General features: G+C 73.2%; 23 protein-coding genes. 17 read left to right on the top strand and 6 right to left on the bottom strand.

Annotation, left to right across the window (positions count from 1 at the left end):
• Window positions 1–70: 70 nt before the first annotated feature.
• Together ISU07_RS06775 and ISU07_RS06770 are read left to right on the top strand one after the other, a co-directional pair.
• Window positions 71–3,310: an ATP-dependent helicase gene (locus tag ISU07_RS06775; protein WP_194705998.1), complete on the top strand. Its 3,240-nt coding sequence runs from the start codon at window positions 71–73 to the stop codon at window positions 3,308–3,310.
• The gene (locus ISU07_RS06770; protein WP_194705997.1) at window positions 3,307–6,450 is read left to right on the top strand and encodes an ATP-dependent DNA helicase; all 3,144 of its coding nucleotides are present in this window, start codon (window positions 3,307–3,309) and stop codon (window positions 6,448–6,450) included. The genes ISU07_RS06775 and ISU07_RS06770 overlap by 4 nt, the downstream gene beginning before the upstream one ends.
• A 31-nt stretch (window positions 6,451–6,481) precedes the next feature.
• On the opposite strand, the gene deoD is transcribed toward ISU07_RS06770, so the two are convergent.
• A complete protein-coding gene (gene deoD, locus ISU07_RS06765; protein WP_194705996.1) occupies window positions 6,482–7,255 on the bottom strand; it encodes a purine-nucleoside phosphorylase in 774 nt (257 codons plus the stop codon).
• Window positions 7,256–7,275: 20 nt separating this feature from the next.
• On the opposite strand from deoD, the gene nudC reads away from it, so the two are divergent.
• The 3 genes from nudC to ISU07_RS06750 are packed head-to-tail and all read left to right on the top strand — an operon-like array spanning window position 7,276 to window position 11,495.
• Complete coding sequence (gene nudC / locus ISU07_RS06760; protein ID WP_194705995.1) at window positions 7,276–8,187, top strand: NAD(+) diphosphatase; 912 nt, start codon at window positions 7,276–7,278, stop codon at window positions 8,185–8,187.
• A 2-nt stretch (window positions 8,188–8,189) separates the two neighbouring features.
• Window positions 8,190–9,833 carry an MFS transporter gene (locus ISU07_RS06755; protein ID WP_194705994.1) on the top strand — a complete coding sequence of 548 codons (1,644 nt, stop codon included), beginning with the start codon at window positions 8,190–8,192 and terminating at the stop codon, window positions 9,831–9,833.
• Window positions 9,834–9,884: 51 nt separating this feature from the next.
• A complete protein-coding gene (locus ISU07_RS06750; RefSeq protein ID WP_194705993.1) occupies window positions 9,885–11,495 on the top strand; it encodes a cyclic nucleotide-binding domain-containing protein in 1,611 nt (536 codons plus the stop codon).
• A 95-nt stretch (window positions 11,496–11,590) separates the two neighbouring features.
• Here ISU07_RS06750 and ISU07_RS06745 read toward each other — a convergent pair whose 3' ends face one another.
• Window positions 11,591–11,824 carry a mycoredoxin gene (locus ISU07_RS06745; RefSeq protein WP_194705992.1) on the bottom strand — a complete coding sequence of 78 codons (234 nt, stop codon included), beginning with the start codon at window positions 11,822–11,824 and terminating at the stop codon, window positions 11,591–11,593.
• Between the two features lie 147 nt (window positions 11,825–11,971).
• On the opposite strand from ISU07_RS06745, the gene ISU07_RS06740 reads away from it, so the two are divergent.
• From ISU07_RS06740 to ISU07_RS06710, 7 genes are all read left to right on the top strand, one after another.
• On the top strand, window positions 11,972–14,017 hold the full coding sequence (locus ISU07_RS06740; RefSeq protein WP_194705991.1) for an ATP-dependent DNA helicase UvrD2: 2,046 nt from the start codon (window positions 11,972–11,974) through the stop codon (window positions 14,015–14,017).
• Window positions 14,018–14,160: 143 nt separating this feature from the next.
• Window positions 14,161–14,355 (top strand): hypothetical protein, encoded by a 195-nt coding sequence (locus ISU07_RS06735; protein WP_194705990.1) that lies wholly within the window; start codon window positions 14,161–14,163, stop codon window positions 14,353–14,355.
• Between the two features lie 147 nt (window positions 14,356–14,502).
• Window positions 14,503–14,850, top strand: coding sequence for a WhiB family transcriptional regulator (locus ISU07_RS06730; protein WP_194705989.1), 348 nt, complete (start codon window positions 14,503–14,505; stop codon window positions 14,848–14,850).
• A 64-nt stretch (window positions 14,851–14,914) separates the two neighbouring features.
• Entirely contained in the window at window positions 14,915–15,109 is a 195-nt protein-coding gene (locus ISU07_RS06725; RefSeq protein ID WP_194705988.1) for a hypothetical protein, read from the top strand.
• 65 nt (window positions 15,110–15,174) lie between these two features.
• On the top strand, window positions 15,175–15,330 hold the full coding sequence (locus ISU07_RS06720; protein WP_228521394.1) for a hypothetical protein: 156 nt from the start codon (window positions 15,175–15,177) through the stop codon (window positions 15,328–15,330).
• 118 nt (window positions 15,331–15,448) lie between these two features.
• The gene (locus ISU07_RS06715) at window positions 15,449–15,607 is read left to right on the top strand and encodes a hypothetical protein (RefSeq protein ID WP_194705986.1); all 159 of its coding nucleotides are present in this window, start codon (window positions 15,449–15,451) and stop codon (window positions 15,605–15,607) included.
• A 90-nt stretch (window positions 15,608–15,697) separates the two neighbouring features.
• Window positions 15,698–15,946, top strand: a complete 249-nt coding sequence (locus tag ISU07_RS06710) for an SCO4226 family nickel-binding protein (RefSeq protein ID WP_194705985.1) — start codon at window positions 15,698–15,700, stop codon at window positions 15,944–15,946.
• 8 nt (window positions 15,947–15,954) lie between these two features.
• Here the strand turns inward: ISU07_RS06710 and ISU07_RS06705 are convergent, their stop codons facing one another.
• Both ISU07_RS06705 and ISU07_RS06700 read right to left on the bottom strand, forming a co-directional pair.
• Window positions 15,955–16,788, bottom strand: a complete 834-nt coding sequence (locus ISU07_RS06705) for a hypothetical protein (RefSeq protein WP_194705984.1) — start codon at window positions 16,786–16,788, stop codon at window positions 15,955–15,957.
• Window positions 16,789–17,002: 214 nt separating this feature from the next.
• A complete protein-coding gene (locus ISU07_RS06700) occupies window positions 17,003–17,161 on the bottom strand; it encodes a DUF5679 domain-containing protein (RefSeq protein WP_194694460.1) in 159 nt (52 codons plus the stop codon).
• A gap of 202 nt (window positions 17,162–17,363) precedes the next feature.
• Here ISU07_RS06700 and ISU07_RS06695 point away from each other — a divergent pair, with 202 nt between their 5' ends.
• From ISU07_RS06695 to ISU07_RS06685, 3 genes are all read left to right on the top strand, one after another.
• On the top strand, window positions 17,364–18,149 hold the full coding sequence (locus ISU07_RS06695) for an enoyl-CoA hydratase/isomerase family protein (RefSeq protein ID WP_194705983.1): 786 nt from the start codon (window positions 17,364–17,366) through the stop codon (window positions 18,147–18,149).
• 347 nt (window positions 18,150–18,496) lie between these two features.
• Window positions 18,497–19,561 carry a PHP domain-containing protein gene (locus ISU07_RS06690; RefSeq protein WP_194705982.1) on the top strand — a complete coding sequence of 355 codons (1,065 nt, stop codon included), beginning with the start codon at window positions 18,497–18,499 and terminating at the stop codon, window positions 19,559–19,561.
• A gap of 33 nt (window positions 19,562–19,594) precedes the next feature.
• The gene (locus ISU07_RS06685; protein WP_194705981.1) at window positions 19,595–20,125 is read left to right on the top strand and encodes a M48 metallopeptidase family protein; all 531 of its coding nucleotides are present in this window, start codon (window positions 19,595–19,597) and stop codon (window positions 20,123–20,125) included.
• 10 nt (window positions 20,126–20,135) lie between these two features.
• On the opposite strand, the gene ISU07_RS06680 is transcribed toward ISU07_RS06685, so the two are convergent.
• Together ISU07_RS06680 and ISU07_RS06675 are read right to left on the bottom strand one after the other, a co-directional pair.
• Window positions 20,136–20,681, bottom strand: coding sequence for an NUDIX hydrolase (locus ISU07_RS06680; RefSeq protein WP_194705980.1), 546 nt, complete (start codon window positions 20,679–20,681; stop codon window positions 20,136–20,138).
• Window positions 20,678–22,087 carry a zinc-dependent metalloprotease gene (locus ISU07_RS06675; RefSeq protein ID WP_194705979.1) on the bottom strand — a complete coding sequence of 470 codons (1,410 nt, stop codon included), beginning with the start codon at window positions 22,085–22,087 and terminating at the stop codon, window positions 20,678–20,680. The genes ISU07_RS06680 and ISU07_RS06675 overlap by 4 nt, the downstream gene beginning before the upstream one ends.
• 63 nt (window positions 22,088–22,150) lie before the next feature.
• Between ISU07_RS06675 and ISU07_RS06670 the strand changes: the two genes are divergently transcribed.
• Both ISU07_RS06670 and ISU07_RS06665 read left to right on the top strand, forming a co-directional pair.
• On the top strand, window positions 22,151–22,573 hold the full coding sequence (locus tag ISU07_RS06670) for a molybdenum cofactor biosynthesis protein MoaE (protein WP_194705978.1): 423 nt from the start codon (window positions 22,151–22,153) through the stop codon (window positions 22,571–22,573).
• 44 nt (window positions 22,574–22,617) lie between these two features.
• On the top strand, window positions 22,618–22,890 hold the full coding sequence (locus ISU07_RS06665; RefSeq protein ID WP_194705977.1) for a hypothetical protein: 273 nt from the start codon (window positions 22,618–22,620) through the stop codon (window positions 22,888–22,890).

The raw sequence follows: 22,890 nt of genomic DNA, 5'->3' as shown, positions 1-22,890 counted from the left end.
CGTTGGCGTTTGGGACCAAACGCCATCATCGGCGGCCCAGGTGTCGGCCCTCGATGGCAAGGTGTGCCGCATGAGCTCGGGGACTGGGACGAGATACCGCCTGGTGCGCGACGGTGCTCATGGGGCGCCGGCGGCGGCGCCCGTGCTCGACGACGACCAGCAGCGCGTCGTCGACCACGAGGGCGGGCCGCTCCTCGTGCTGGCCGGGCCCGGCACCGGCAAGACCACCACGCTGGTGGAGGCGATCGTCGACCGCGTCGAGAGGCGCGGGGCGGACCCCGCGCAGGTGCTGGCGCTGACGTTCTCGCGCAAGGCCGCCGAGCAGCTGCGCGACCGGGTCACCGCCCGGCTCGGCCGCACGACCGGGTCGGCGATGTGCTCGACCATCCACTCCTTCGCCTACGGCCTGATCCGCCGCTACGCGCCGCGCGAGCTCTACCGCGCCCCGCTGCGGCTGCTGTCGGCGCCCGAGCAGGACGTCGTCGTCCGCGAGCTGCTGCGCCGCACGCCCGAGTCCGTGGCCTGGCCCGAGGAGCTCGACCGCGCGCTGGAGACCCGCGGCTTCGCGCGCGAGGTGCAGATGGTGCTGTCCCGCGCACGCGAGAAGGGGATGGAGGCCGATGACCTGGTCGCGCTGGGGGAGCGCGAGCAGATGCCGGTGTACGTCGCCGCGGGGCTCTTCCTCAGGAGCTACCTCGACAACCTCGACGACCAGTCCGCGACCGACTACGCCGACCTGATCCGGCGGGCGGTGATCGAGGCCAACGCCCATCGGCCCGAGCTGCGCCAGCAGTTCCGGCACGTGTTCGTCGACGAGTACCAGGACACCGACCCCGGCCAGGTCGCCCTTCTGCGCGCGATCGCGGGCGACGGCGGCGACCTGGTGGTCGTCGGCGACCCGCACCAGTCGATCTACGGCTTCCGCGGCGCGGAGGTGCGCGGCATCCTCGACTTCCCGGCCGACTTCCCGCGCGCCGACGGCACGCCCGCGCCGGTGGCGCCGCTGCGCACGACCCGGCGGTTCGGGCTGCGGCTGCTCGTCGCCACCCAGCGGGTCGCCGGCCGGATCGGCCTGCCGGGGGCGATCGACCCGGCAGCGCGCGAGGAGTTCCTGCACCCCGTCGCCGCCGAGACCGGCGACGAGGGCCTGGCCCGCGTGCTGACCTTCGACACCGAGCGCGCCGAGGCCGAGCACCTCGCCGACCTGCTGCGCCGCGCGCACCTCGAGGACGGCGTGCCGTGGGACCGGATGGCCGTGCTCGTGCGCTCGGGCCGCGCGAGCATCCCGCCTCTCCGCCGCGCGCTCGGCGCCGCCGGCGTCCCGGTCGAGGTCGCGCGCGACGACCTGCCCCTCGTGCAGGACCCGTCGGTGCTGCCGCTCCTCGAGGCGCTGCGGGCCGCGGTCAACATCGACAACGAGGACGACGAGGCAGCCGAGTACGTCGACCACTCGCGCGCCGAGTCCCTGCTCCTGGGCCCGCTCGGCGGTCTCGATGCGGGCGACACCCGTCGCCTGTCGCGGCTGCTGCGCACGCGTGAGAAGGACGCCGCGCACGCCGAGTCCCGGCTCCCGTCGACGTCCAAGGAGCTGCTGCGGCTCGCGGTGCTGCGCGACGGCTTCCTCGACGACCTCCCCGGCCCCGAGGCGGCCGCAGCCCGGGCGCTGCACGCGCTGCTGCGCCGTACCTCCGACGGGCTGGCCGAGGGCGGCACCGCCGAGGACGCCCTGTGGGCGCTCTGGTCCGGCACCGACTGGCCCGGCCGGCTCCGACGTGGGGTCGAGCTCGGCGGCGGCACGGCGCGGCGGGCCCACCGCGACCTCGACTCGGTCGTGGCGCTGTTCGACGTCGCCGCACGCGAGGCCGAGAAGCGCGACGCGGCCGCGGTCACCGGACCCGCCGGCGTCCGTGACTTCCTCTCGCGCCTGGTCGCCCAGCAGATCCCCGCCGACACGCTCGCCGAGCAGGGGGTCCGGGGCGCGGCCGTCCGGCTGCTCACCGCCCACCGGTCCAAGGGCCTGGAGTGGGACCTGGTCGTCGTCGCGCACGTCCAGCAGGACGGCTGGCCGGACCTGCGCCGGCGCTCGACGATGCTCCAGGCCGACCGCATCGGGCGCGGCGAGCTGGTGCCTGCGCTGAGCGCGCGTGAGCTGCTCCAGGAGGAGCGCCGGTTGTTCTACGTCGCCTGCACCCGCGCCCGCTCCCGGCTGGTCGTCACCGCCGTCGCGTCCGCCGAGGACGACGGCGAGCAGCCCTCCCGGTTCCTCGCCGAGCTCGGCGTGACGGTCGAGAAGGTCGACGGGCGCCCGGCCCGGCCGCTGTCGCTCGCCGGGCTGGTGAGCGAGCTGCGGCGCACCGTCGCCGACCCCGACACCACCCCGGCCCTCCGGTCCGCCGCCGCCCGACGGCTCGCCCGACTGGCGGGGGAGACGATCAACGACCGGGCGCTGGTCCCGCAGGCGGACCCGTCGGCCTGGTGGGGCACCCGCGCCGCCACCCGGTCGGTACGGCCGGTCCGCGACCCCGACCAGCCGGTGCCGGTCTCGGCGTCGATGCTCGAGCACGTCATGACGTGCCCGACCCAGTGGTTCCTGATGGCCGAGGCCGGCGGAGCGGGGCCGGCCCACCAGTCCGCGAACATCGGCCAGCTCGTCCACGCCCTCGCCCAGCGGGTCGCCGCCGGCGAGGTCGCGCCCGACCTCGACCTGCTCATGCGACACGTCGACGAGGTCTGGGGCCGGCTGCACTTCCGCACTCCCTGGTCGGCCGCACGCGAGCACGACCGCATCGAGGTCGCGCTGGCGCGGTTCCTCGAGTGGCACGAGCACAACCCGCGCAAGCTGATCGGCACCGAGGAGAAGTTCGAGACCGTGGTCGAGCTCGACGGCGGCGAGCAGGTCCGCCTCAACGGTTACGCCGACCGCCTCGAGCTGGACGCCGACGGCCGGGTCGTCGTGGTCGACCTCAAGACCAACAAGGGCAAGCCCTCCGGACCGGAGGTGCTGCGGCACGTGCAGCTCGGCCTCTACCAGTACGCCGTCGACCACGGCGCCGTCGACGGTCACCCGGAGTCGGGCGGCGCCGAGCTCGTGCAGCTCGGCCTGCCCGACAGCGACTCCGCCCTCGTCCAGCGGCAGCCGCTGTACGCCGACGACGGCCCCGAGCGCGCCACCCTGCGGTCGCAGGTGGAGCGCGCCGCGGCCCTGGTCCGGGCCGAGACCTTCCCCGCGGTGGCCGGCGCCCACTGTCGCGACTGCGACTTCACGGCCGTCTGCCCGATCCAGGGGGCCGGGTCGGTGACCGCCCGATGAAGACTCCTGAGGAGCTCGCCGCCTTGATGGGCTGGGACTTCGTGCCCAGCTCCGAGCAGTGGGACGCCATCCGCGCCCCGCTGGCACCGGCCGTCGTCATCGCCGGCGCCGGGTCCGGCAAGACCACGTTGATGGCCGCCCGCGTCGTCTACCTCGTGGCGACCGGCCAGGTGACGCCCGACCAGGTGCTCGGCCTGACGTTCACCACCAAGGCGGCCAGCCAGCTGCGCGCGAAGGTCCGCGAGGCCCTGCTGGCGGCCGGCCTGCTGCCGGAGCCGTCCACCGACACCGACGACACCCTCGAGCCGACCGTCGCGACCTACAACGCCTACGCCGCGAGCCTGCTCACCGACCACGGCCTGCGCATCGGCCACGAGCCGGACACCCGGGTGCTCAGCGACGCGTCGAGGTACCAGCTCGGCGCGCGGGTCGTCGAGCGGCACACCGCCGAGGTCCGGTTCCTCACCGACCACCCGCCGACCGCGATCCAGAACCTCCTCGCCCTCGATGGTGCGATGAGCGAGCACCTCGTGTCGCCGGACGACGTGCTGGGCCTCGACCGGGAGGCCGAGGCGGCGTTCCAGCGGGCGTTCGACGAGGAGGAGGCGGGCAGGGGCCGCAAGACCTACCTCGAGCCGCCCGCCTCGGCCATCAACGCGATCGAGCGGCGGCGCGAGCTGATGGAGCTCGTCGTCGGCTACCGCCGCCTCAAGCGCGACCTCGGCCTGATGGACTTCTCCGACCAGATCGAGCTCGCGGCCCGGCTGGCGGTCGAGCAGCCGGACGTCGGCGCGCTGGAGCGCGCGCGGTTCCGGATCGTGCTCCTGGACGAGTACCAGGACACGTCGGTCGCGCAGGCCACCATGCTGTCCCGGCTGTTCGGCGGCGGGCACGCCGTCACCGCCGTGGGCGACCCCAACCAGGCGATCTACGGCTGGCGCGGCGCGTCGGTGTCCAACATCCTGCACTTCGCCGACACCTTCGGGGCGTCGGAGGTCTTCCCGCTCACGGTCAGCCGCCGCTCGGACCGCCGCATCCTCGAGGTGGCCAACCGGCTCGCGCAGCCGCTCTACGACAAGTACGCCGGCCAGGTCGTCCGGCTGGCACCCAAGGACGACGCGGGGGAGGGCGTGGTGGGCGTGCGGGTGCTGCCCACGCACGCCGAGGAGCTGGGGTGGCTGGCCGACGAGGTGACGGCCGCGCACGACGCGGGCACCGCGTGGTCCGGCATCGGCGTGCTCACCCGCGACAACGCCCACGCGGCCGACGTCTTCGACGCGCTGACCGCGCGCGACGTCCCGGTCGAGATCGTCGGCCTGTCCGGTCTGATCCGGCTCCCGGAGGTGGCCGAGGTGGTGGCCACCCTCCACCTGCTCAACGACGTCACCGCGAACGCCTCGCTGCTGACGCTGCTCACCGGGCCGCGCTGGGCGATCGGGCCCCGGGACCTCAGCCTGCTCGCGCGGCGGGCCGGGGTGCTCGCCGGCCACGGCCCGCGGACGGCCGCGACGCTGGCCGACCAGCTCATCGGGATCGCCGACGGCATCGACCCGGCCGAGATCGCCTCGCTCGGCGACGCCCTCGAGGACCCCGGCGACGCGCCGTACTCTCCGGAGGCCCTTGACCGCTTCCGCCTGCTCGCGTCCGAGCTGCGCATGCTGCGCGCCGGTGTGGGCGAGCCGCTGCTCGACATCGTCCGGCGCATCATCGACACCTCGGGCGTCGACATCGAGCTCGCGTCGGCGGTGTCGCCGGCCGCGGCCGCGCGTCGCGACAACCTCGACCTCTTCGTGAAGGCGGTCGCGGAGTTCCAGGCCGTCGACGGCGACGTGTCGCTGTCCGCCCTGCTGGCCTACCTCACCGCCGAGGACGACCAGGGCAACGGCCTCGACCTGGCGACCCCGACCGCCGCCGACTCTGTCAAGCTGCTCACCGTCCACCGCGCGAAGGGCCTCGAGTGGGACCACGTGTTCCTGGTCGGCGTCTGCGACACCAGGTTCCCGTCCAACCGCTCGCGGACGCTGTGGACCTCCTCGCCGGCGGTGCTGCCGGCACCGCTGCGCGGGGATGCGCGCGACCTGCCGCAGCTGGCCGGCCACGACAAGGCGGCGCTCGACGCCTACCGCGCCGACACCCGCGCCCACGACCAGGAGGAGGAGCTCCGGCTCGGTTACGTCGCGTTCACCCGTGCCGCGCACCGCCTCAGCGTCACGTCGTACCTCTGGAGCGCGCGCGCCACGCCCTTCGGCCCGTCGGCCTACCAGGCCGTGGTCCGCGACCAGCTCGAGGCGTGGGGCGAGCCGGTCGGTGACGCCTGGCTCGACAAGCCGGTGAAGGGCGACCCCAACCCCTACGACGCGGTCGACCCCTCGCGCCCCTGGCCCGAGCCGGGTCCGGGTCGCGAGGCGGCGCTGCGCATCGCGGCCGCTCGGGTGGTCGCCGAGGCCGACGCGAGCGCTCCCGACGAGGGGCTGGACATGATCGAGTCCGCGCAGGTGGCCGACTGGGACGTCGAGCTCGACCGGCTGGTCGCCGAGGCCCGCGCCGACCGCGACCGGGTCGTCGACGTGCCGTTGCCGACCTCGCTGTCCGCGACCGCGCTGTCGCGTCTGCGCACCGAGCCCGAGGCGTTCGCCCGCGAGCTGGCCCGTCCGATGCCGCGCCAGCCGTCCCCGGCCGCGCGCTTCGGCACCCGCTTCCACGCGTGGGTCGAGGCACGCTTCGGCCAGCAGGACCTCTTCGACCCCGACGAGCTCCCCGGCCAGGGCGACGCCGGCATCGACTCCGACGACGACCTCGCCGACCTGATCGAGACCTTCGAGCGCGGGCCGTTCGCCGACTGGGCCCCGCACGCTGTCGAGGCGCCGTTCGCGCTGGTCCTCGACGGCCAGGTCGTGCGCGGACGGATCGACGCGGTGTACGCCCAGTCCGACGGGTTCCTCGTCGTCGACTGGAAGACCTCGCGCAAGGACGAGGCCGACGAGCTCCAGCTCGCGCTGTACCGCCTGGCCTGGGCCGAGCTGTCCGGCGTGCCGCTCGAGCAGGTGCGCGCGGCGTTCTACTTCGTGCGCAGCGGCCGGGTCGTGGAGCCGGAGTCGCTCCCGGGCCGCGAGGAGCTCGAGGGCCTGCTCATGCCGTGAGCGTCGCAGGACCGAGCTTGCGAGGTCCTGGTCAGACGCCAGGTCGAGGAGGGCTCGACGTGGACCCGAGCTCGCGAGGGGCTGCGTGACCCGTCTCGAGATCAAAGGCGGCCGTCAGCGCGATCTCGACCATGTCGGCGAAGGTGCGTTCGCGTTCCTCGGCCGACGTCTCCTCGCCGGTGACGACGTGGTCGGAGACCGTGCACACGGCCAGCGCCTTCCGCTCCCAGTGCGCGGCGATCGTGTAGAGCGCGCTGGCCTCCATCTCCACGCCGAGCACGCCGTAGGACACCATCCGTGTCATCAGCTCGGGTCGGCTGGCGTAGAACGAGGAGTCGGCGGAGAAGATGAGCCCGACGTGCGCGGTGACGTCCCGGGCCTCGGCCGCGTCGACCGCCGCCCGCAGCAGGCCGAAGTCGGCCACCGGGGCGTAGTCCAGGCCCTCGAAGGTGATCCGGTTCATCGCCGAGTCCGTGCACGCGCCGGAGGCGATGATCACGTCGCGCACCGCCACCTTCTCCGAGAGCGCGCCGCACGAGCCGACCCGCACGATCGAGCGGACGTCGTACTCGTCGAACAGCTCGTTGACGTAGATCGCCATCGACGGTTGTCCCATCCCCGACCCCTGCACCGAGACACGCTGCCCCTGCCAGGTGCCGGTGAAGCCGAGCATGCCGCGGACCTCCGAGTAGCACGTGGCGTCCTCGAGGAACGCCTCGGCGATCCACTGCGCTCGCTTCGGGTCGCCGGGCAGCAGGACGACGGGGGCGATCTCGCCGGGCTGGGCGCCGATGTGGGTGCTCACGATGGCTAGCCTGCCATTCCGTGAGCTTCCCGCACCTGGACCTGGCGGCCAACGCGCACGACCGAGCCGGGGAACGACGCGTCGACGACGCGTGGCTCGACGAGCGCTGGGCCGACCCGGAGACCCGTGTGCTGGTCGTGTCGGGGACCCGGATCCGCCCGGTCGACGGCACCGTGCCCTGGTCGGCATCCGCCGACGTACCTCCCGCGGGGACGCGGGTCCTGCTGGGCGAGCGCGACGGGCGGACCTGGTTCGCGCTGCTCGTCGACCCCGCGGACGCCCCCGGTGAGCGGGGCGAGTACGTCGGGATCCGCGAGGTCCTCCCGTACCTCGCCCGCGACACCGTCGACGCGCCCTTGGTGTTCCACGCCATCGGGATGGCCGAGTGGCACTACGCCACCCGCCACTGCCCGCGCTGCGGCGGGACGCTGGAGTCGAGGTACGCCGGCGCGGAGCTCGTGTGCACGGAGTGCGGCAAGGCGCAGTTCCCTCGGACCGATCCGGCAGTCATCATGGCGATCACGTACGGCGACCCAGGTGCCGATGACGAGCAGCTGCTCCTGGGGCGCCAGGAGTCGTGGCCGGCAGGGCGCTACTCGACGCTGGCCGGGTTCCTCGAACCCGGCGAGACCCTCGAGGACGCCGTGCGGCGGGAGGTCTGGGAGGAGGTCGGCGTGCGGGTCGGCGAGGTCACGTACTTCGGCAACCAGCCCTGGCCGCTGCCGGCCTCGCTGATGCTGGGGTTCGTGGGCCGGGCCGAGAGCAGCGAGATCGTCGTCGACGGCAAGGAGATCGAGGACGCCCGCTGGTTCACCCGCGCCGAGATGCGCACCGGAGCCGAGGCCGGCGACCTGGTGCTGCCGGGCGGCGTCTCGATCAGCCGGTCGCTGGTCGAGCACTGGTTCGGCGGGCCGCTCCCCGGGAGCTGGTGAGCGTGACCCAGACGTCCTCCGGCCGGTGGCGGGCGCTGCTCGAGTGCATGGTCGACCGTGACATCAGCCGGCTGCTGCTGATCGTCGGAGCGCGCTCGGGGACCGACGTGGCGCTCTTCCTCGCGACCTCGGTGGTGGCCTTCGACCTCGGCGGCGCGACCGCGGTGGGCGTGGTCGGCGCCGTACGCGTGCTGCCGTCGATGGTGACGGCCGGCTCGGCGGCGCTGGTCGCCGACCGGGTGCGCCGTCCGCTGGTCATCGCCGGCGTCAACGCCTGTTTCGTCGTGGTGGCGCTGGCGCTCGCGCTCGGGGTCGCGCTCGACCTCGGCCTGGTCTACCTGGTGCTCGTGCAGGGTGTCGGGTCGGTCGTCTCGGGCCTCATCAAGCCGAGCATGCAGGCGCTGCTGCCCCAGCTGGTCGGCGAGCCGCGCAAGCTGCTCCCGGCCAACTCCGCGTGGGGACTGGTCGACGCCATCGGTGGCGTGACCGGTCCGGCTGCGGCGACCGGCCTGCTCTTCGCGGTCGGACCCGAGGGTGTGCTGGTGGCCCTCGCCGTCGTGTACGCCGCGACCGCGGCGCTCGCCCTGAGCATCCGGACGCCGTTCCAGCCGCCCACGCACCCCCATCACCGCCAGTCGTTCTGGAAGGACTCGGTGGGCGGCGTCGCGCTGTTCATGCGCCGTGGCGGCCGGGCCCACTTCACCGTGTTCCTCACCCAGCGCCTGCTGAGCGGCCTGGTCACGGCCTTCGTCATCCTCTACGCCCACGACGTCGCGACCGACGGCGACTCCGCGTCGGGCACCCTCCTCGCGGCGCTGGGGGTCGGTGCCTTCGCGGGCTCGGCCGCGGCGATGGTCACGCACGGGCACGGCCGGTTCTGGTTCGTCACCGGGTCGGTGCTGACCAGCCTGCCGCTGGCCCTCGTGGGTCTCACCGACCAGATCCCGGTCGCGTTCGCGCTGCTGCTGGTCAGCGGCGCCGGCGCCGCGCTCGCCGGGACGCACGGGGCGACCCTGCTCAACCGCTGGCTGCCCGACCACGTCGCCGGCCGTGCGTGGGGAGCCCTGTTCGGCGTCGGCGCGGCCACGGCTGCGCTCGGCTCGCTGGCCGCTCCCGCACTGGCGAACTGGCTGGGCATCCACGAGGCGATGGTGCCGCTCGGCCTGGCCGCCGCCCTCGTCCCGATCCTCTGCTCGCCCGGGCTGCGGTTCCTGGAGTCCAGCGTGACCCCGCGCCCGGAGGCGCTCGCCGTCATCTCGCGGACCGAGGTCCTGTCCAACCTCCCCGAGGTGTGCCTGGTGCGGCTCGCCGCCGCCGCGCAACCGCGCGAGGTGGGCACCGGGGAGGTGGTGGTCGCCCAGGGCGACGTCGGCGACGAGTTCTTCATGGTCGAGCGCGGCGAGCTGCAGGTGACGCAGGACGGGCTCGACGTACGCCGCCTCGGTCCGGGTGACTCCTTCGGCGAGGTCGCGCTGCTGCACGCGATCCCGAGGACGGCCACCGTCAGCGCGATGGAGCCGAGCGCGTTGCTGTCGCTGGACCACGAGACCTTCGTGGCGACCGTGACCGGTCACGCGCCCACGGAGGACTGGGCGGACGGCCAGGTCGCCGGTCTGCTGGCCGAGGACGAGCTCCGGGCCCGGTGAGGGGTGTCCAGGCTCGCGCTCGTCGCCACCAGGTGGCGGACCCTTCGGGAGGTGCTCGCCGAGCGTGACCTCGGCCGGCTGCACGTGACGGTCGGGCTCTGGGCCACCGCGGACGCGGGGTTCCTGCTGGCGACGACCGTCACGGCGTACCGCCTCGGCGGACCCACGGCGGTCGGACTCGTCGGGGCCGTCCGGGTGCTGCCGGCTGCCGTCACCTCGAGCGCGGCGACGCTGGTCGCGGACCGCGTGCCGCGCACGCGCCTGGTCGCCGCGGTCAGCCTCGGCGCCGCGACGGCCTGCGTGGCGATGGCGGTCGCGGTCGAGCTCGGAGCCGGGCTCGCCCTGCTGGTGGCGGTGCAGGCCGTCGGGTCGCTGGCGACGGGCTGGGCCAAGCCGAGCCTGCAGGCGCTGGTGCCCCAGCTCGTGCGGTCGCCGGACCGGCTGCTCCCGTCGGCGACGATGTGGAGCTTCCTCAACGGCCTCGGTTCATTCATCGGCCCGGCCGCGGTGGGACTGCTGCTGGTCGTCGCCGACGCCGGGACGGTGTTCGGCGCGCTGGCCGCGTGGTACGTGCTGACGGCCCTCGTGGTGGCCAGCATCCGGACGCCGTTCCAGCCGGCCCGAGCGCCCACGGGCACGGGTGTCTGGACGTCGTGGCGGCACTGGGCCGCCGGGCTCACGCCGTTCGGCGTCCACGGCGGTCGGTCCTTCCTGTCGCTCTACCTCGTCCAGAAGCTGGTGAGCGGGCTGCTGACCGCGCTGGTCGTCATCGACGCCCAGGACCTGGTGAGCAACGGCGACGCCCTCTCGGGCGCGCTGCTCGCGGCGATCGGTCTCGGCGGGCTGGTGGGCGCCTTCGCGGCGCTGGTCACGTTCGGGCGGATCCGGACGTGGTACGCCGTGGCGGCGGCCGTGACGGCCCTGCCGCTCGTCGTGGTGGGGCTGACCGACGAGCCGTGGGTGGCCGCAGCGGGCCTGGCCGTGAGCGGTGGCGGCGCGGCGCTGTTCGGCATCTTCGCCTCGGCGTTCCTCAACCGCTGGCTGCCCGACCACGTGGCGGCCCGGGCGTGGGGCATCCTCATCGGGCTCGGCGCCCTGGCCGTGGCGGCCGGCTCCCTGGTCGCGCCGCACCTGTCGGCCTGGCTGGGGCCCGGCGGTGCGCTGGTGCTCGTCGGGGCAGTCGCGGCTGCCGCGCCGCTGCTCTTCGTCCGGGCGCTCGGCACCCTCGAGACCCGCATCACGCCGCCGCCGGACGTCGTGGCCCTGCTGGCCGGCACGCACGCGCTCGCGGCCCTGCCCGACCTCTTCCTGGCGCGCCTCGCGGTCATCGCGGAGTCCCGGTCGGTCGAAGCCGGCGAGGCCGTGGTCCGCGAGGGTGACATCGGCGAGGAGTTCTACGTCGTGGTCGAGGGCGACCTGGTCGTGAGCCGCGACGGCGGTGAGGTACGCCGGCTCGGCCCGGGAGACTCCTTCGGCGAGGTGGCGCTGCTGCACGCCGTGGCCCGGACCGCCACTGTCGTCGCCCAGTCGCGCAGCACGTTGGTGGCCATCGGCCACGACGCGTTCGTGCACATCGTCACCGGCCACGGGCCGACCGACGAGTGGACCCAGTCCGCGGTGGCCGGGCTGCTGGCCGAGGACGACCGCCGTACGTCGTCCTGAGACCCACCTGTGGCGTCGTTCCTGCCGGTGTGGCGTCGTTGCAACGACGCCGAACGTCCGTGATACCCGCTCGAGCGGGTATCACGACCCGGCGATCAGCCCGCCAGCGACGCCAGCTTCTCCTGGACCTGCTTGAGTGAGGGGTTGGTCTGCGCCGTGCCGTCGGAGTAGACGAGGGTGGGCACGGTCTGGTTGCCGTGGTTGACCGTCTCCACCAGGGAAGCCGCCTCGGGGTGCTGCTCGATGTCGACGACGTCGTACTCGACGCCCTCGCGGTCCAGCTGGCTCTTCAGCCGGTGGCAGTAACCACACCACGGGGTGCTGTACATGGTGAAGGTTGCGGTCGTGGTGGTCCCAGTCGCGGTGCTGGTCATCGAGGGGTGTCGCCTCCGGCGTCTAGATTGAGCCAACGGATGGATCATGGCCCGAGATCGGGCTCGTAGAAACCTCAACCATCATCACCCAGGAGTTGTTCCGTGCTCGACCCGGCCACTGTCTTGGACGGCCTCGACCCCGAGCAGCGCCGGGTCGCCGAGGCGCTGCGCGGACCGGTGCGGGTGCTCGCCGGCGCCGGCACGGGCAAGACCCGCGCCATCACGCACCGCATCGCGCACGGCGTCGCGACGGGGGTCTACCAGCCGACCGAGGTGCTCGCGGTCACGTTCACGACCCGCGCGGCCGGCGAGATGCGGCAGCGGCTGCGGATGCTGGGCACCCAGGGCGTCCAGGCACGCACCTTCCACTCCGCCGCCCTGCGTCAGCTGCGGTACTTCTGGCCGCACGTCCACGGCACCGAGCTGCCCACGCTGACCGAGTCCAAGCTCGGGATGATGGCCACGGCCGCCTCGCGCCAGCGCGTCCGCGCCGACCAGGCGACGCTGCGCGACCTGGCCTCCGAGGTCGAGTGGGCGAAGGTCAGCAACGTCCGGCCCGACGACTACGCCCGTCTCGCGCTGCGCACCGGGCGCTCGGTCAACAACGTCGACCCCGAGACGGTCGCGCGCATCTTCGGCACCTACGAGGACGTCAAGCGCGCCCAGGCGCGGATGGACATGGAGGACGTCCTGCTCCTCACCGCCGGGATGCTCGCCGACGACGAGCGCGTGGCGGCCCAGGTTCGCCGTCAGTACAAGTGGTTCGTCGTCGACGAGTACCAGGACGTCTCGCCCCTCCAGTCCGCGCTGCTCGACCTGTGGCTCGGCGGCCGCGACGAGATCTGCGTCGTCGGCGACCCGGCCCAGACGATCTACTCGTTCGCCGGCGCCGACGCGTCGTACCTCCGCGACTTCCCCCGCAAGCACGACGGCACCACGTCCATCGACCTGGTGCGCAACTACCGCTCCACGCCCGAGGTCATCGCGGCCGCCAACGACCTGCTCGCCGGCACGCCCAGCGCCGGCGTGCGGCTCCAGGCGCAGGTCCCTTCCTCGGGCACCGCGGGCGGTGCCGTCACCTACACCCCGTACGCCGACGAGGTCGCCGAGGCCGAGGCCGTCGCCGCCACCATCGCCCAGGCCGTCGCGCAGGGCACCCCGCCCGGCGAGGTCGCGGTGCTGTTCCGGATCAACGCCCAGTCCGAGGCCTACGAGGAGGCGCTGGCGGCCCGGGGCATCCCCTACGTCGTGCGCGGCGCGGCCCGCTTCTTCGACCGGGCCGAGGTACGTGAGGCCGTCACCCGCCTGCGCGGAGCCGCTCGCAGCGGCACCGAGGAGGGCGACGGGCTCGTCGACGCCGTTCGCGGCGTGCTCAGCGTGATGGGCTGGACGCCCGAGGCCCCTGCCGCGCGCGGCCAGACCCGCGACCGCTGGGAGTCGCTCCAGGCGCTGGTCGACCAGGCAGCCGAGCTCGCGTCCACCGGCGTCGACGACCTCGGCGTGTTCGTCGACGACCTGGACCGCCGCGCGTCCGAGCAGCACGCCCCGGTCGCCGGCGGCGTCACCCTGGCGACCCTGCACGCCGCCAAGGGCCTCGAGTGGGACTGCGTCTTCGTGGTCGGCGTGTGCGAGGGCACGCTGCCGATCACCTACGCCGAGTCACCGACCGCGGTGGAGGAGGAGCGCCGTCTGCTGTACGTCGGCGTCACCCGCGCCCGCAAGGCGCTGGCCGTCTCCTGGGCCTGGGCGCGCAACCCCGGCGGCCGCGCGACCCGCAAGCCGTCCCGCTTCCTCGACGCCCTGCTGCCCGACGCCGCCAGGGCCCAGCCGGGCGGGGCGCGCAGCCGCAAGGTGGTCAGCTGCCGCGAGTGCGGCAAGCCGCTGGCCACCGCGGCGGAGAAGAAGCGCGGCCGGTGCGCCGACTGTCCCGCGTCGTACGACGAGGAGCTGTTCGAGCAGCTGCGCACCTGGCGCAGCGGGCAGGCGGCGGAGGAGTCGGTGCCGGCCTACGTCGTGTTCACCGACGCCACTTTGCAGCTGATCGCCGAGCACAAACCCCGCTCCGAGGAGGCCCTGCTGCGCATCAACGGCATCGGTCGGGCCAAGCTGGACAGGTACGGCGACGCCGTTCTGGCCTTGGTGGGCTAGAGATTCCAAGAAATCTCCAAGACACCCGGAAAAAGAATTGCCCACCCCTACGGGGGCGGGGTACCTTGCTGCTCCGACACAAGAGCACGCGCACTCAGGCCCTGACAACGCCCGCGCCCGATGACCCGAAGGAGGTGGCCCAGATGAACACGATGCACACCGCGACGATGGAGCTCATCCCGTCGCGTATCGGCATGTCCGCCTACGGCCGCGCCTTCGGTGCTGTTGTCGGCGCTGACGTGTGCGTGCAGACGACCGCGGTCGTCCTCGGCGCCACCACGGGCCGGATCAAGGGCGACTTCCCGGGGACCTCTGCCTGGAGACCACCGAGCAGGTGATTCATCACCACTCGGCAGCCTCCAGGCCGCGGAACCCGAAAACCGGGATCCGCGGCCTTCGTGTTTCTCAGGCCCACACATGCATCCGAGAGCACGACCCACGTACCGAAAGCCACCAGCGATCAGGTCACGAAGGAGGTGAGAAACATGACCATCACTGTTCTCGACCGCAGGGATGGAGCTGCCGAGGAGGTCTCGCAAGGGATCTCGTTGGGCCAGCTGCACGACGCGGCCGACCAGGTGGACGACGAGCTGCTGCCCTGCCGAGTCAACGACTCGGACCTGTGGTTCGCCGAGTCGCCCCAGGACGTCGAGTTCGCCAAGGCGCTGTGCAGGGACTGCCCGGTCCGCGCGCTGTGCCTGGACTCAGCCCTGGAGCGCCGTGAGCCCTGGGGTGTCTGGGGAGGTGAGCTGTTCCTGCAAGGAGTGGTGATCCCCCGGAAGCGTCCGCGCGGCCGTCCCCGGAAGAACGAGCCGGCGTGGCCCGCCGCCTGAGCCTTCGAAAGTCAGGCAGCTCGGACCACCACCACGATCGAAGGATCTGAAGAAGAAACCCACCATGAGGACCAACCAGAACCGGAGCACCGAGATGCACACCATGCACGAAGCCCTCGCGCGCGCACAGATGACCGCGCGCCTGGGAGAGGCGCAGCAGCTTCGCCGTGGCCACCAGCTGACCATGGCCCGCCGACTCGGCAAGAAGGCCGAGCAGGCATCGCAGCAGGCGACCCTCGCCCTCGCTCGCGTCATCTGACCATCACGAAGGACCAACCAACCACCATGTCGACCCACCAGAACCGGAGCACGAAGATGAATCTCATGCACGAAGATCTCGCTCGCGCACAGATGCGCGCGCGCCTGGGAGAGGCGCACCAGCTGCGGCGTGGCCACCAGATGGCCCTCGCCCGTCGCTTGAGCCGCAAGGCCGAGCAGGCCGCCCAGCAGGCGCGACTCGCGCTCGCTCGCGCGCTGTGAGCAAGAACCACCCCGATTGACCTGATCGCGGTGCAACCGAGGCCGGGGACGACAACCGTCGTCCCCGGCCTCAGCCATGTCCGCGCCGGTCGAGGAGGGGCGGCGTACATTCCGACACGTGAAGACCTGCGACTTCTGCGGCAAGCAGGCGCCCGACGAGGAGACCCTCACCTGGACCACGTCGGTGGAGAACAAGCGGCCGCGCACGTACTGCGACACCTGCTCGCGTGAGCACCTCCGCGCCATGGAGTCCAAGCTCGACTCCGAGTGGTGGTGACAGCGGGCCGCTGCCTCTTGTGGTCGACCTCGCGCGGGAGGACGCTGCGATGAGCGGGAAGTTCCTGCGGCGAAGGGGGCAGCGAGCAACATGCCGGAGTTCATGGACGTCCACACCTCGATGAAGGGCGTGACCAGCGAGGCGCTCCTCGAAGCGCACAACGCCGACCTCGCGATCCAGGGCGACGAAGGCGTCAACTTCAAGCACGCGTGGGCCGACCCCGAGTCGGGCATGGTCTTCTGCCTGTCGGAGGGGCCGAGCGCCGAGGCGGTCCAGCGGATCCACGAGCGGGCCGGGCACCCCGCCGACCAGATCTACGAGGTGCCGGTCCAGGCGTAGCCGGGCACTCAGCCCCACGAGCAGCCGCAGTGCGGGTGCCGGGGCCAGAAACGCGAGGGGCACGCCAGGTCGGCGCCGACGGTCAGGGTCGCCGACCAGGTCGCGGGTGCGTCGCCCTCGGCGTACGTCGTCAGGTCGCGGACCGCGAGCGCGGCCGCGGCGTGCGCCAGCACCGCGTCGTACGGCGGGGGCGGCTGGTCGACGTCCTCGAGCTGCTCGAGCACGAGGGCCCGGCGCGGGTCGTCCTCGCCGAGGTGGGCGTCCAGGCAGCGCAGGCAGGCGGTCGTCCCGGGCGCCACGAAGGGTCCGAGCCGGGCGCGGTCGGGCAGCAGCGCGAGCAGCAGGTGCGGACGGTCGTCGGTCACCAGCGCGTCGACCAGGGAGCGTGGCGGCTCGCCGGCGGTGACGAGGAGCGTCACCGACGGGCGCCCAGGACCGGCGACGGCCACGCCTGCCTCGGAGAGCCACTGGCCGATCACGGTCTGCCAGCGCTGGGGCGCCCGGACGTCCACGGTGCAGGACGCCCGCGACGCCAGGCGCGCGGGTGCCTCCGGGCCGTGGCTGGCGAACACGGGGACGACGCCGGCACGGCGCGACGTGAGGTCGCGCTGGTCGACCACGAGCCCACGCTCGACGAGCCGTTGGTAGGCCAGCCCGGCGTCCGGTGTCAGCGCGTCCAGACCGGCGGCGGCCTCGAGGTCGCGGAGCAGGCGACGGACGCCGGGGGAGTCGGGCAGCACCACGCGCGGCTCGTCGAGGCCCACCTGGAGGTGGGTGTCGTCACGACGGTAGACGCGCAGGCCGGGCCGGAGGACCGGTCGGCTCCGCACCCGTGACGCCACGGCCCGCACGTTGCCACGGACGGCCGGGCTCCGGGGCGGCCTCTCCACAGACGACAGCGGCGCCGCCCGGCCGTGGCCGGGAGGCGCCGCTCCTAGATTTCGAGACGGCTGGCTCAGTCCCTCGCGTCGCTTCGGGCCTGTGCGAGCCTCCTCAATCTCCTCGCCTCACTCGACCGGCTCGCACGCTCGCCGATCGAGGGCTCGGAAGACTTGATCAGGCCTTGCCGAGGATGCGGTTGAGGTTGATGCCGCAGACGGGGCACTTGGCCTTGGCCATGCGGGTGCCCTTGTCGTTGACGTGGACCTCGCCCTCGGCCTCTCGCTTCTCCTTGCACTTCACGCAGTAGAACTCGCCGCTCCAGGTCTCCGCCATGACGGCCTCCTTGCCTATCTGTATCTCGGTCGTCGCGACGGGGTTTCTCGGGGGAAGCCCGTCGGTGCCCGGCGTCGGTGCCGCCAAGCCGTTCTCGACCCTACGGCACGCTCGTCTGAGCGTGAAACAGGCGCACCGGAGCGTCGTCCGGTGTCGTATCGGTGTCGTCCGGGCCGGATTTCACGCTCAGTAGCCTGCGTCCATGACGCATCTCCGGTTCGAGCGCCCCTCCGAGGGGGTCGTGCTGCTCACCCTCGACAACCCCGACCAGCGCAACGCGATGTCGGACACCATGACAACCGAGTGGTCCGCAGCGGTCGCGGCGGTGGCCACGGACCCGACGGTCCGTGCGGTCGTGGTGACCGGCGCGGGGGCGGCGTTCTGCTCCGGCGGCAACACCTCGTGGATCGCCGGTGAGCCGGACGCGACGGTCGACGAGCTGCGCGGCCGGATGCTGCCGTTCTACCGCGCCTGGCTCTCGCTGCGGTCCCTCGAGGTGCCCACGATCGCGGCCGTCAACGGTCCGGCCATCGGCGCCGGGCTGTGCCTGGCGCTCGCGTGCGACATCCGGTACGCCGCCGGGTCGGCCCGCCTGGCTGCGCCGTTCGTCCGGCTGGGCATGCACCCGGGGATGGCCGCCACGTGGCTGCTGCCCGAGGTGGTCGGCCCCGCCGCGGCCCGCGACCTGCTGCTCACCGGCCGCACGGTCGACGCCGACGAGGCCCTTCGTCTGGGGTTGGTGTCCCGGGTCGTCCCCGACGCCGAGCTGCTCGACGAGGTGCTGGCCACCGCCGCGCAGATCGCCGGCACGGCGCCGATCGCCAGCCGGCTGACCAAGCTGGCGCTGGCCGACGGCGGCCACGCGTCGTACGAGTCCGCCCTCCAGTGGGAGGCGCTCGCCCAGCCGCTCACCTTGGCGACCGACGACCTCCAGGAGGGCATCCGCGCGGCCCGCGAACGGCGCACGCCCGAGTTCACGGGACGCTGACCACCGTCCGCGTGGCCCGCCGGGCACGAAGAAGGGGCCCCCGAACGATCCACGACGCTTGCCTTCCCCTTGCGAACGTCGTCTCTCGGAGCGGGAGCCCCATCTGCCGACCACGCTAGGTGCGGGGTCCGCACACGGTCAACGCGGGGGCGTGTCGCCCTGTGGACAGGCTGTGGACAACCCTGGGGACAACCGGGCCCGGCGGTGCAGGAGCGGTGGACAGGTAGCCTCGGAACGCCCTCGCTTGTGGACAGCGGGTGGCGACCGGGCGGCGTACGGCCCGCTGACCAGCGGCGATGCCGGAGGCGTTCGTCCACCGGGTGTGGACAGAAGAAAGTTCGAGGGGAATGGGCCAGACGCACGACGGGTCGTACGACGGGAGCCCGGTCACCGCGCTGCGCCGCATCGCCTTCCTCATGGAGCGCGGCCGTGAGGAGACCCGGCGCATCCAGGCGTTCCGCAACGCCGCCGCGGTCATCCTGCCGCTGTCGCACGACGAGGTGGCGGCCCGGGCCGAGGCCGGCACCCTGACCGACCTCGCCGGCATCGGGCCCAGCACCGCGGCCGTCATCACCGACGCCGTCCGGGGCGTCATGCCCGAGCGGCTGGTCAAGCTCGAAGCGGCGTTCGGGCCGCTGGTGAAGGGCGGCGACGAGGTCCGTGCGCTCCTGCGCGGCGACCTGCACTCCCACTCCGACTGGTCCGACGGCGGCTCGCCGATCGAGGAGATGGCGTTCACCGCGATCGAGCTCGGCCACGAGTACCAGGTGCTCACCGACCACTCGCCCCGGCTGACCGTCGCCAACGGACTGAGCGTCGAACGGCTGCGTCGCCAGCTCGGCGTCGTCGACGCGATCAACGAGCACCTCGACGACACGGGCGCGGGCCGGGACTTCACGCTGCTCAAGGGCATCGAGGTCGACATCCTCGACGACGGTTCGCTCGACCAGACCGACGAGCTGCTGGCGCAGCTCGACGTCCGGGTGGCCAGCGTGCACAGCAAGCTGCGCATGGACAGGGCGCCGATGACCAAGCGGATGATCGGCGCGATCGAGAACCCGCGGACGAACGTGCTCGGCCACTGCACCGGCCGGATGGTGATGGGCAACCGCGGCACCCGGCCACCGTCGGAGTTCGACGCCAAGGCGGTGTTCGCGGCCTGCGTCGCGCACGACGTCGCCGTCGAGATCAACTCGCGCCCCGAGCGCCGCGATCCGCCGACCAAGCTCCTCGAGCTCGCCCGCGACATGGGGTGCCTCTTCTCCATCGACAGCGATGCGCACGCGCCGGGTCAGCTCGACTTCCTGCAGTACGGCGCCGAGCGCGCCCACGACGCGGGCATCGACCCCGCCCGGATCGTCAACACCTGGCCCAAGGAGAAGCTCCTCGAATGGGCCAACCCAGGTCGCTGACGAGGTTGGGCCGACGGGGATAACGTGAGCCCCATGCCCCCGGACTCCGAGGTGGAGGTACGCCGCTCCAAGCGCCGCCGCCGCACCGTCTCGGCGTACCGCGAAGGGGACCGGATCATCGTGCTGATCCCCGCATCGCTGACGAGGCGTCAGGAAGCGGAGTGGGTCGAGACGATGGTCGCGCGCATCGAGAAGTCCGAGCGCCGCAAGCGACCGACCGACGACGACCTCCACGAACGCGCGGTGGCGCTCAGCGACGAGTACCTCGGCGGCCTGGCCCAGCCGGTGTCCGTCCGGTGGGTCGACAACCAGCGGTCGCGGTGGGGCTCGTGCACTCCCGGCGACAAGACCATTCGGCTGTCCGCGCGGCTGCAGGGCATGCCGTCGTGGGTCGTCGACTACGTGCTCGTCCACGAGCTCGCCCACCTGCTGGCGCCCGGCCACGACGCGGCGTTCTGGGCCTGGGTCGACCGGTACCCCCACGCCGAGAAGGCCAAGGGCTACCTGCTCGGCTGGTCCGCTGCGGCGCGGGTCGAGGACCTGCCCGGCGGGGACGTCGACTGACGAGGAGCCCTCAGAGCAGCAGGGCCCGGGCGCGGCTGACGAGCACGCGCATCTCGTCCTCGAGGTCGTCGGGCAGCGCGTCGACCGGCCACCAGCGGACGTCGAGCGACTCGTCGCTGACCTGGTGCCGAGCGCCGCTCGGTGCGACGGCGGCGTACCGCACGTCGAGGTGGTGCACCGTCCCGCGGGTGTCGCAGAACCCGACCGCGTGCTCGTCGAGGTGGACGGGCTCGGGGTGCAGCGCGAGCTCCGACAGGCCCGACTCCTCCGACGCCTCGCGCAGCGCGGCGCCGGCCAGGGTCGCGTCGCCCGGCTCGCAGTGACCGCCGAAGGCGAACCAGCGCCGCGCCTTCCTGTGCAGGTTCAGGAGGACGGCGTCGCCGTCGGCGGACACCACCAGCGTCCCGGCGGTCAGGTGGTCGGGGAAGCAGTCGCGCCACACGCCGTCGTCGTGGGCCTCGAGGTGGGCGACGTACCTGGCCCGCAACGCCTCCTGGTCGGCCGACGGCGCGCTCCAGCCGCGCAGCGTCGCCAGCGCGTCGGCGTGGAGCGTCACTCGTCGGAGCCGACGTGCCCGCCGTCCCCGTCGTCGCCGGTGCCCTCGTCGGTCCCGCCGTCGAGCATCTTCTGCAGCGCGGCGTCGAAGTCCTCCTCGGACATCTCGCCGGGCGCGGACGCGCCCTCGCGGAAGCCGAGCGGGTCGTCGAGGTCGGCGGCGGTCGGCAGCAGGGCCGGGCTCATCCAGACGCCGTCGCGGGCCTCGGTGCCCTGGCGCGTGCGCAGCGAGCCCCACAGGGTCGAGGCGTCGCGCAGCCGGCGCGGCCGCAGCTCGAGACCGACGAGGGCGGCGAAGGTCTCCTCGGCCGGACCGCCGGCCGCGCGGCGGCGGCGTACGGCCTCCTGGAGCTTGGTCGCGTTGGGCATCCGCTCGGCGGTGGCCTGGCCGACGACCTCGTCCACCCACCCCTCGACGAGGGCGAGGGTGACCTCGAGCCGTTCGAGAGCGGCCTGCTGGCCCGGCGACTTCTCCATCTCGAACATGCCGCCCTCCATGAGCTCGCGCATGGAGTCGGGGTTCGTCATGTCGATGCCCCGCATCTTCTCCTCGATGGAGCTCTGGAGGTTCGCGGTGTTGACCTCGATGCCCTTCGCGTAGTCGGCGACGGCGCCGAGCAGGTGCTCTCGCAGCCACGGCACGTGCGCGAAGAGGCGCTGGTGCGCGGCCTCGCGGAGCGCGAGGTACAGGACGACGTCCTCCTCGCTCACGTCGAGTCCGGAGGCGAACTCCTTGACGTTCTCGACGACCAGCGCGGCCTTCCCGGGCTCGCCCAGCGGCAGCCCGACGTCGGAGGCACTGAGCACCTCACCCGCGAGCGCGCCGAGTCCCTCGCCGACCTGGCTGGCCAGCATCGCGCCGACCGCCTTGCCGAGCATGCCGACGATCGGGCCGGTCATCGCCTGCGCCTCGGCCGGCAGCGCGCTGCCCAGCGAGGACACCGAGGACTCGGCGATCGGCTCGACGAGCCGCTTCCAGCGCTCGAGGGTGCCGACGATCCACTCGGCGCGGCTCCAGGCCGCGGTCGAGTGCACGCCCGAGGGGAACTCGGTGGTCTCGTCGAGCCAGAGGTCGGCCAGCCGGACGGCGTCGGCGACCTGCGACTGCTGCTTGTCGCTCGGGGAGGGGTCCTTGCCGACGGCGACCGCACGCCGCGCCATGTCGGTGGCGGCGTCCCAGTTCAGCGGGCCGTCGTACGGCTGCATCATCGCCTGGATCTGGCCGAACAGGGCGCTGAGGTCGGGCATGCCGCCGCCGGCCCCGCCCAGCTGTCCGCCGGGCCCGAAGAGCGCGCCGAACCCGCCCTGCATGTTCTGGAAGAACTGCTCGAAGGGCGTGCCCTTGAACGGGTTCTCGTCGCGGCCCTGGTCGTCGCCAGAGCCGTCGTCACCCGGGGTGTTCGTCATGCCCCCAACGGTACGGCGTCGGGACCAACGTTCGCCGAGAGCGGAACCTCCTAGGGTGGACCCGTGGACGTGCTGCGCCTGGTCGACATCCGGGACACCCCGCTCGACGTCGACGAGGTGATGGCGGCGCTCGACGACGACTCCTCGGGCGGCGTCACCGTGTTCGTCGGCCGCGTGCGTGACCACGACGGCGGTCAGGGTGTCACCGGACTCGAGTACTCCGCCCACCCCAGCGCCCTCGACACGCTGCGCGACGTCTGCGCGCAGGTCGCGTCGGCGTACGACGTCACCGCGCTCGCCGCCGTGCACCGCACCGGCACGCTGGCCATCGGCGACATCGCCGTCATCTGCGCGACGGCGACCGGGCACCGCGGCGAGGCGTTCGACGCGACCCGCGCGCTGATCGACACGCTGAAGGCCGAGGTGCCGATCTGGAAGCACCAGACCTTCGCCGACGGCACCGAGGAGTGGGTCGGCTCGCCGTAGCGCGCCTTCCTCGACCACCGGGGGAGCGTCCCTACCCTGAGGCGGTGGAGATCCTCCTCTGGCTGGTGCCGCCCGCGGTCGTGACGCTGCTCGCGATGGCGTGGGTCTCGTGGCTCGGCCGGGAGGGACGCGGCGAGGTCGACCGCGACGAGGCCGTGCGCCGGATGGGCACGGCCCTGGGCAAGGACCATCCCGGGGCCAGGTACGCGCGACCGGTCATGGTCCGCGACCGCAGCACCGGGATCGCCGTACGCCCGTCCTCGCGCCCGTCCTCGGAGCCGTCCTCCGAGCGGAGCACCACCCGCCGCGCCTCCTGA

This window comes from Nocardioides islandensis (genome assembly GCF_015352455.1).
GTDB classification, from domain to species: Bacteria; Actinomycetota; Actinomycetes; order Propionibacteriales; family Nocardioidaceae; genus Nocardioides; species Nocardioides islandensis.
This window is presented reverse-complemented; position numbering and strand designations above follow the sequence as displayed.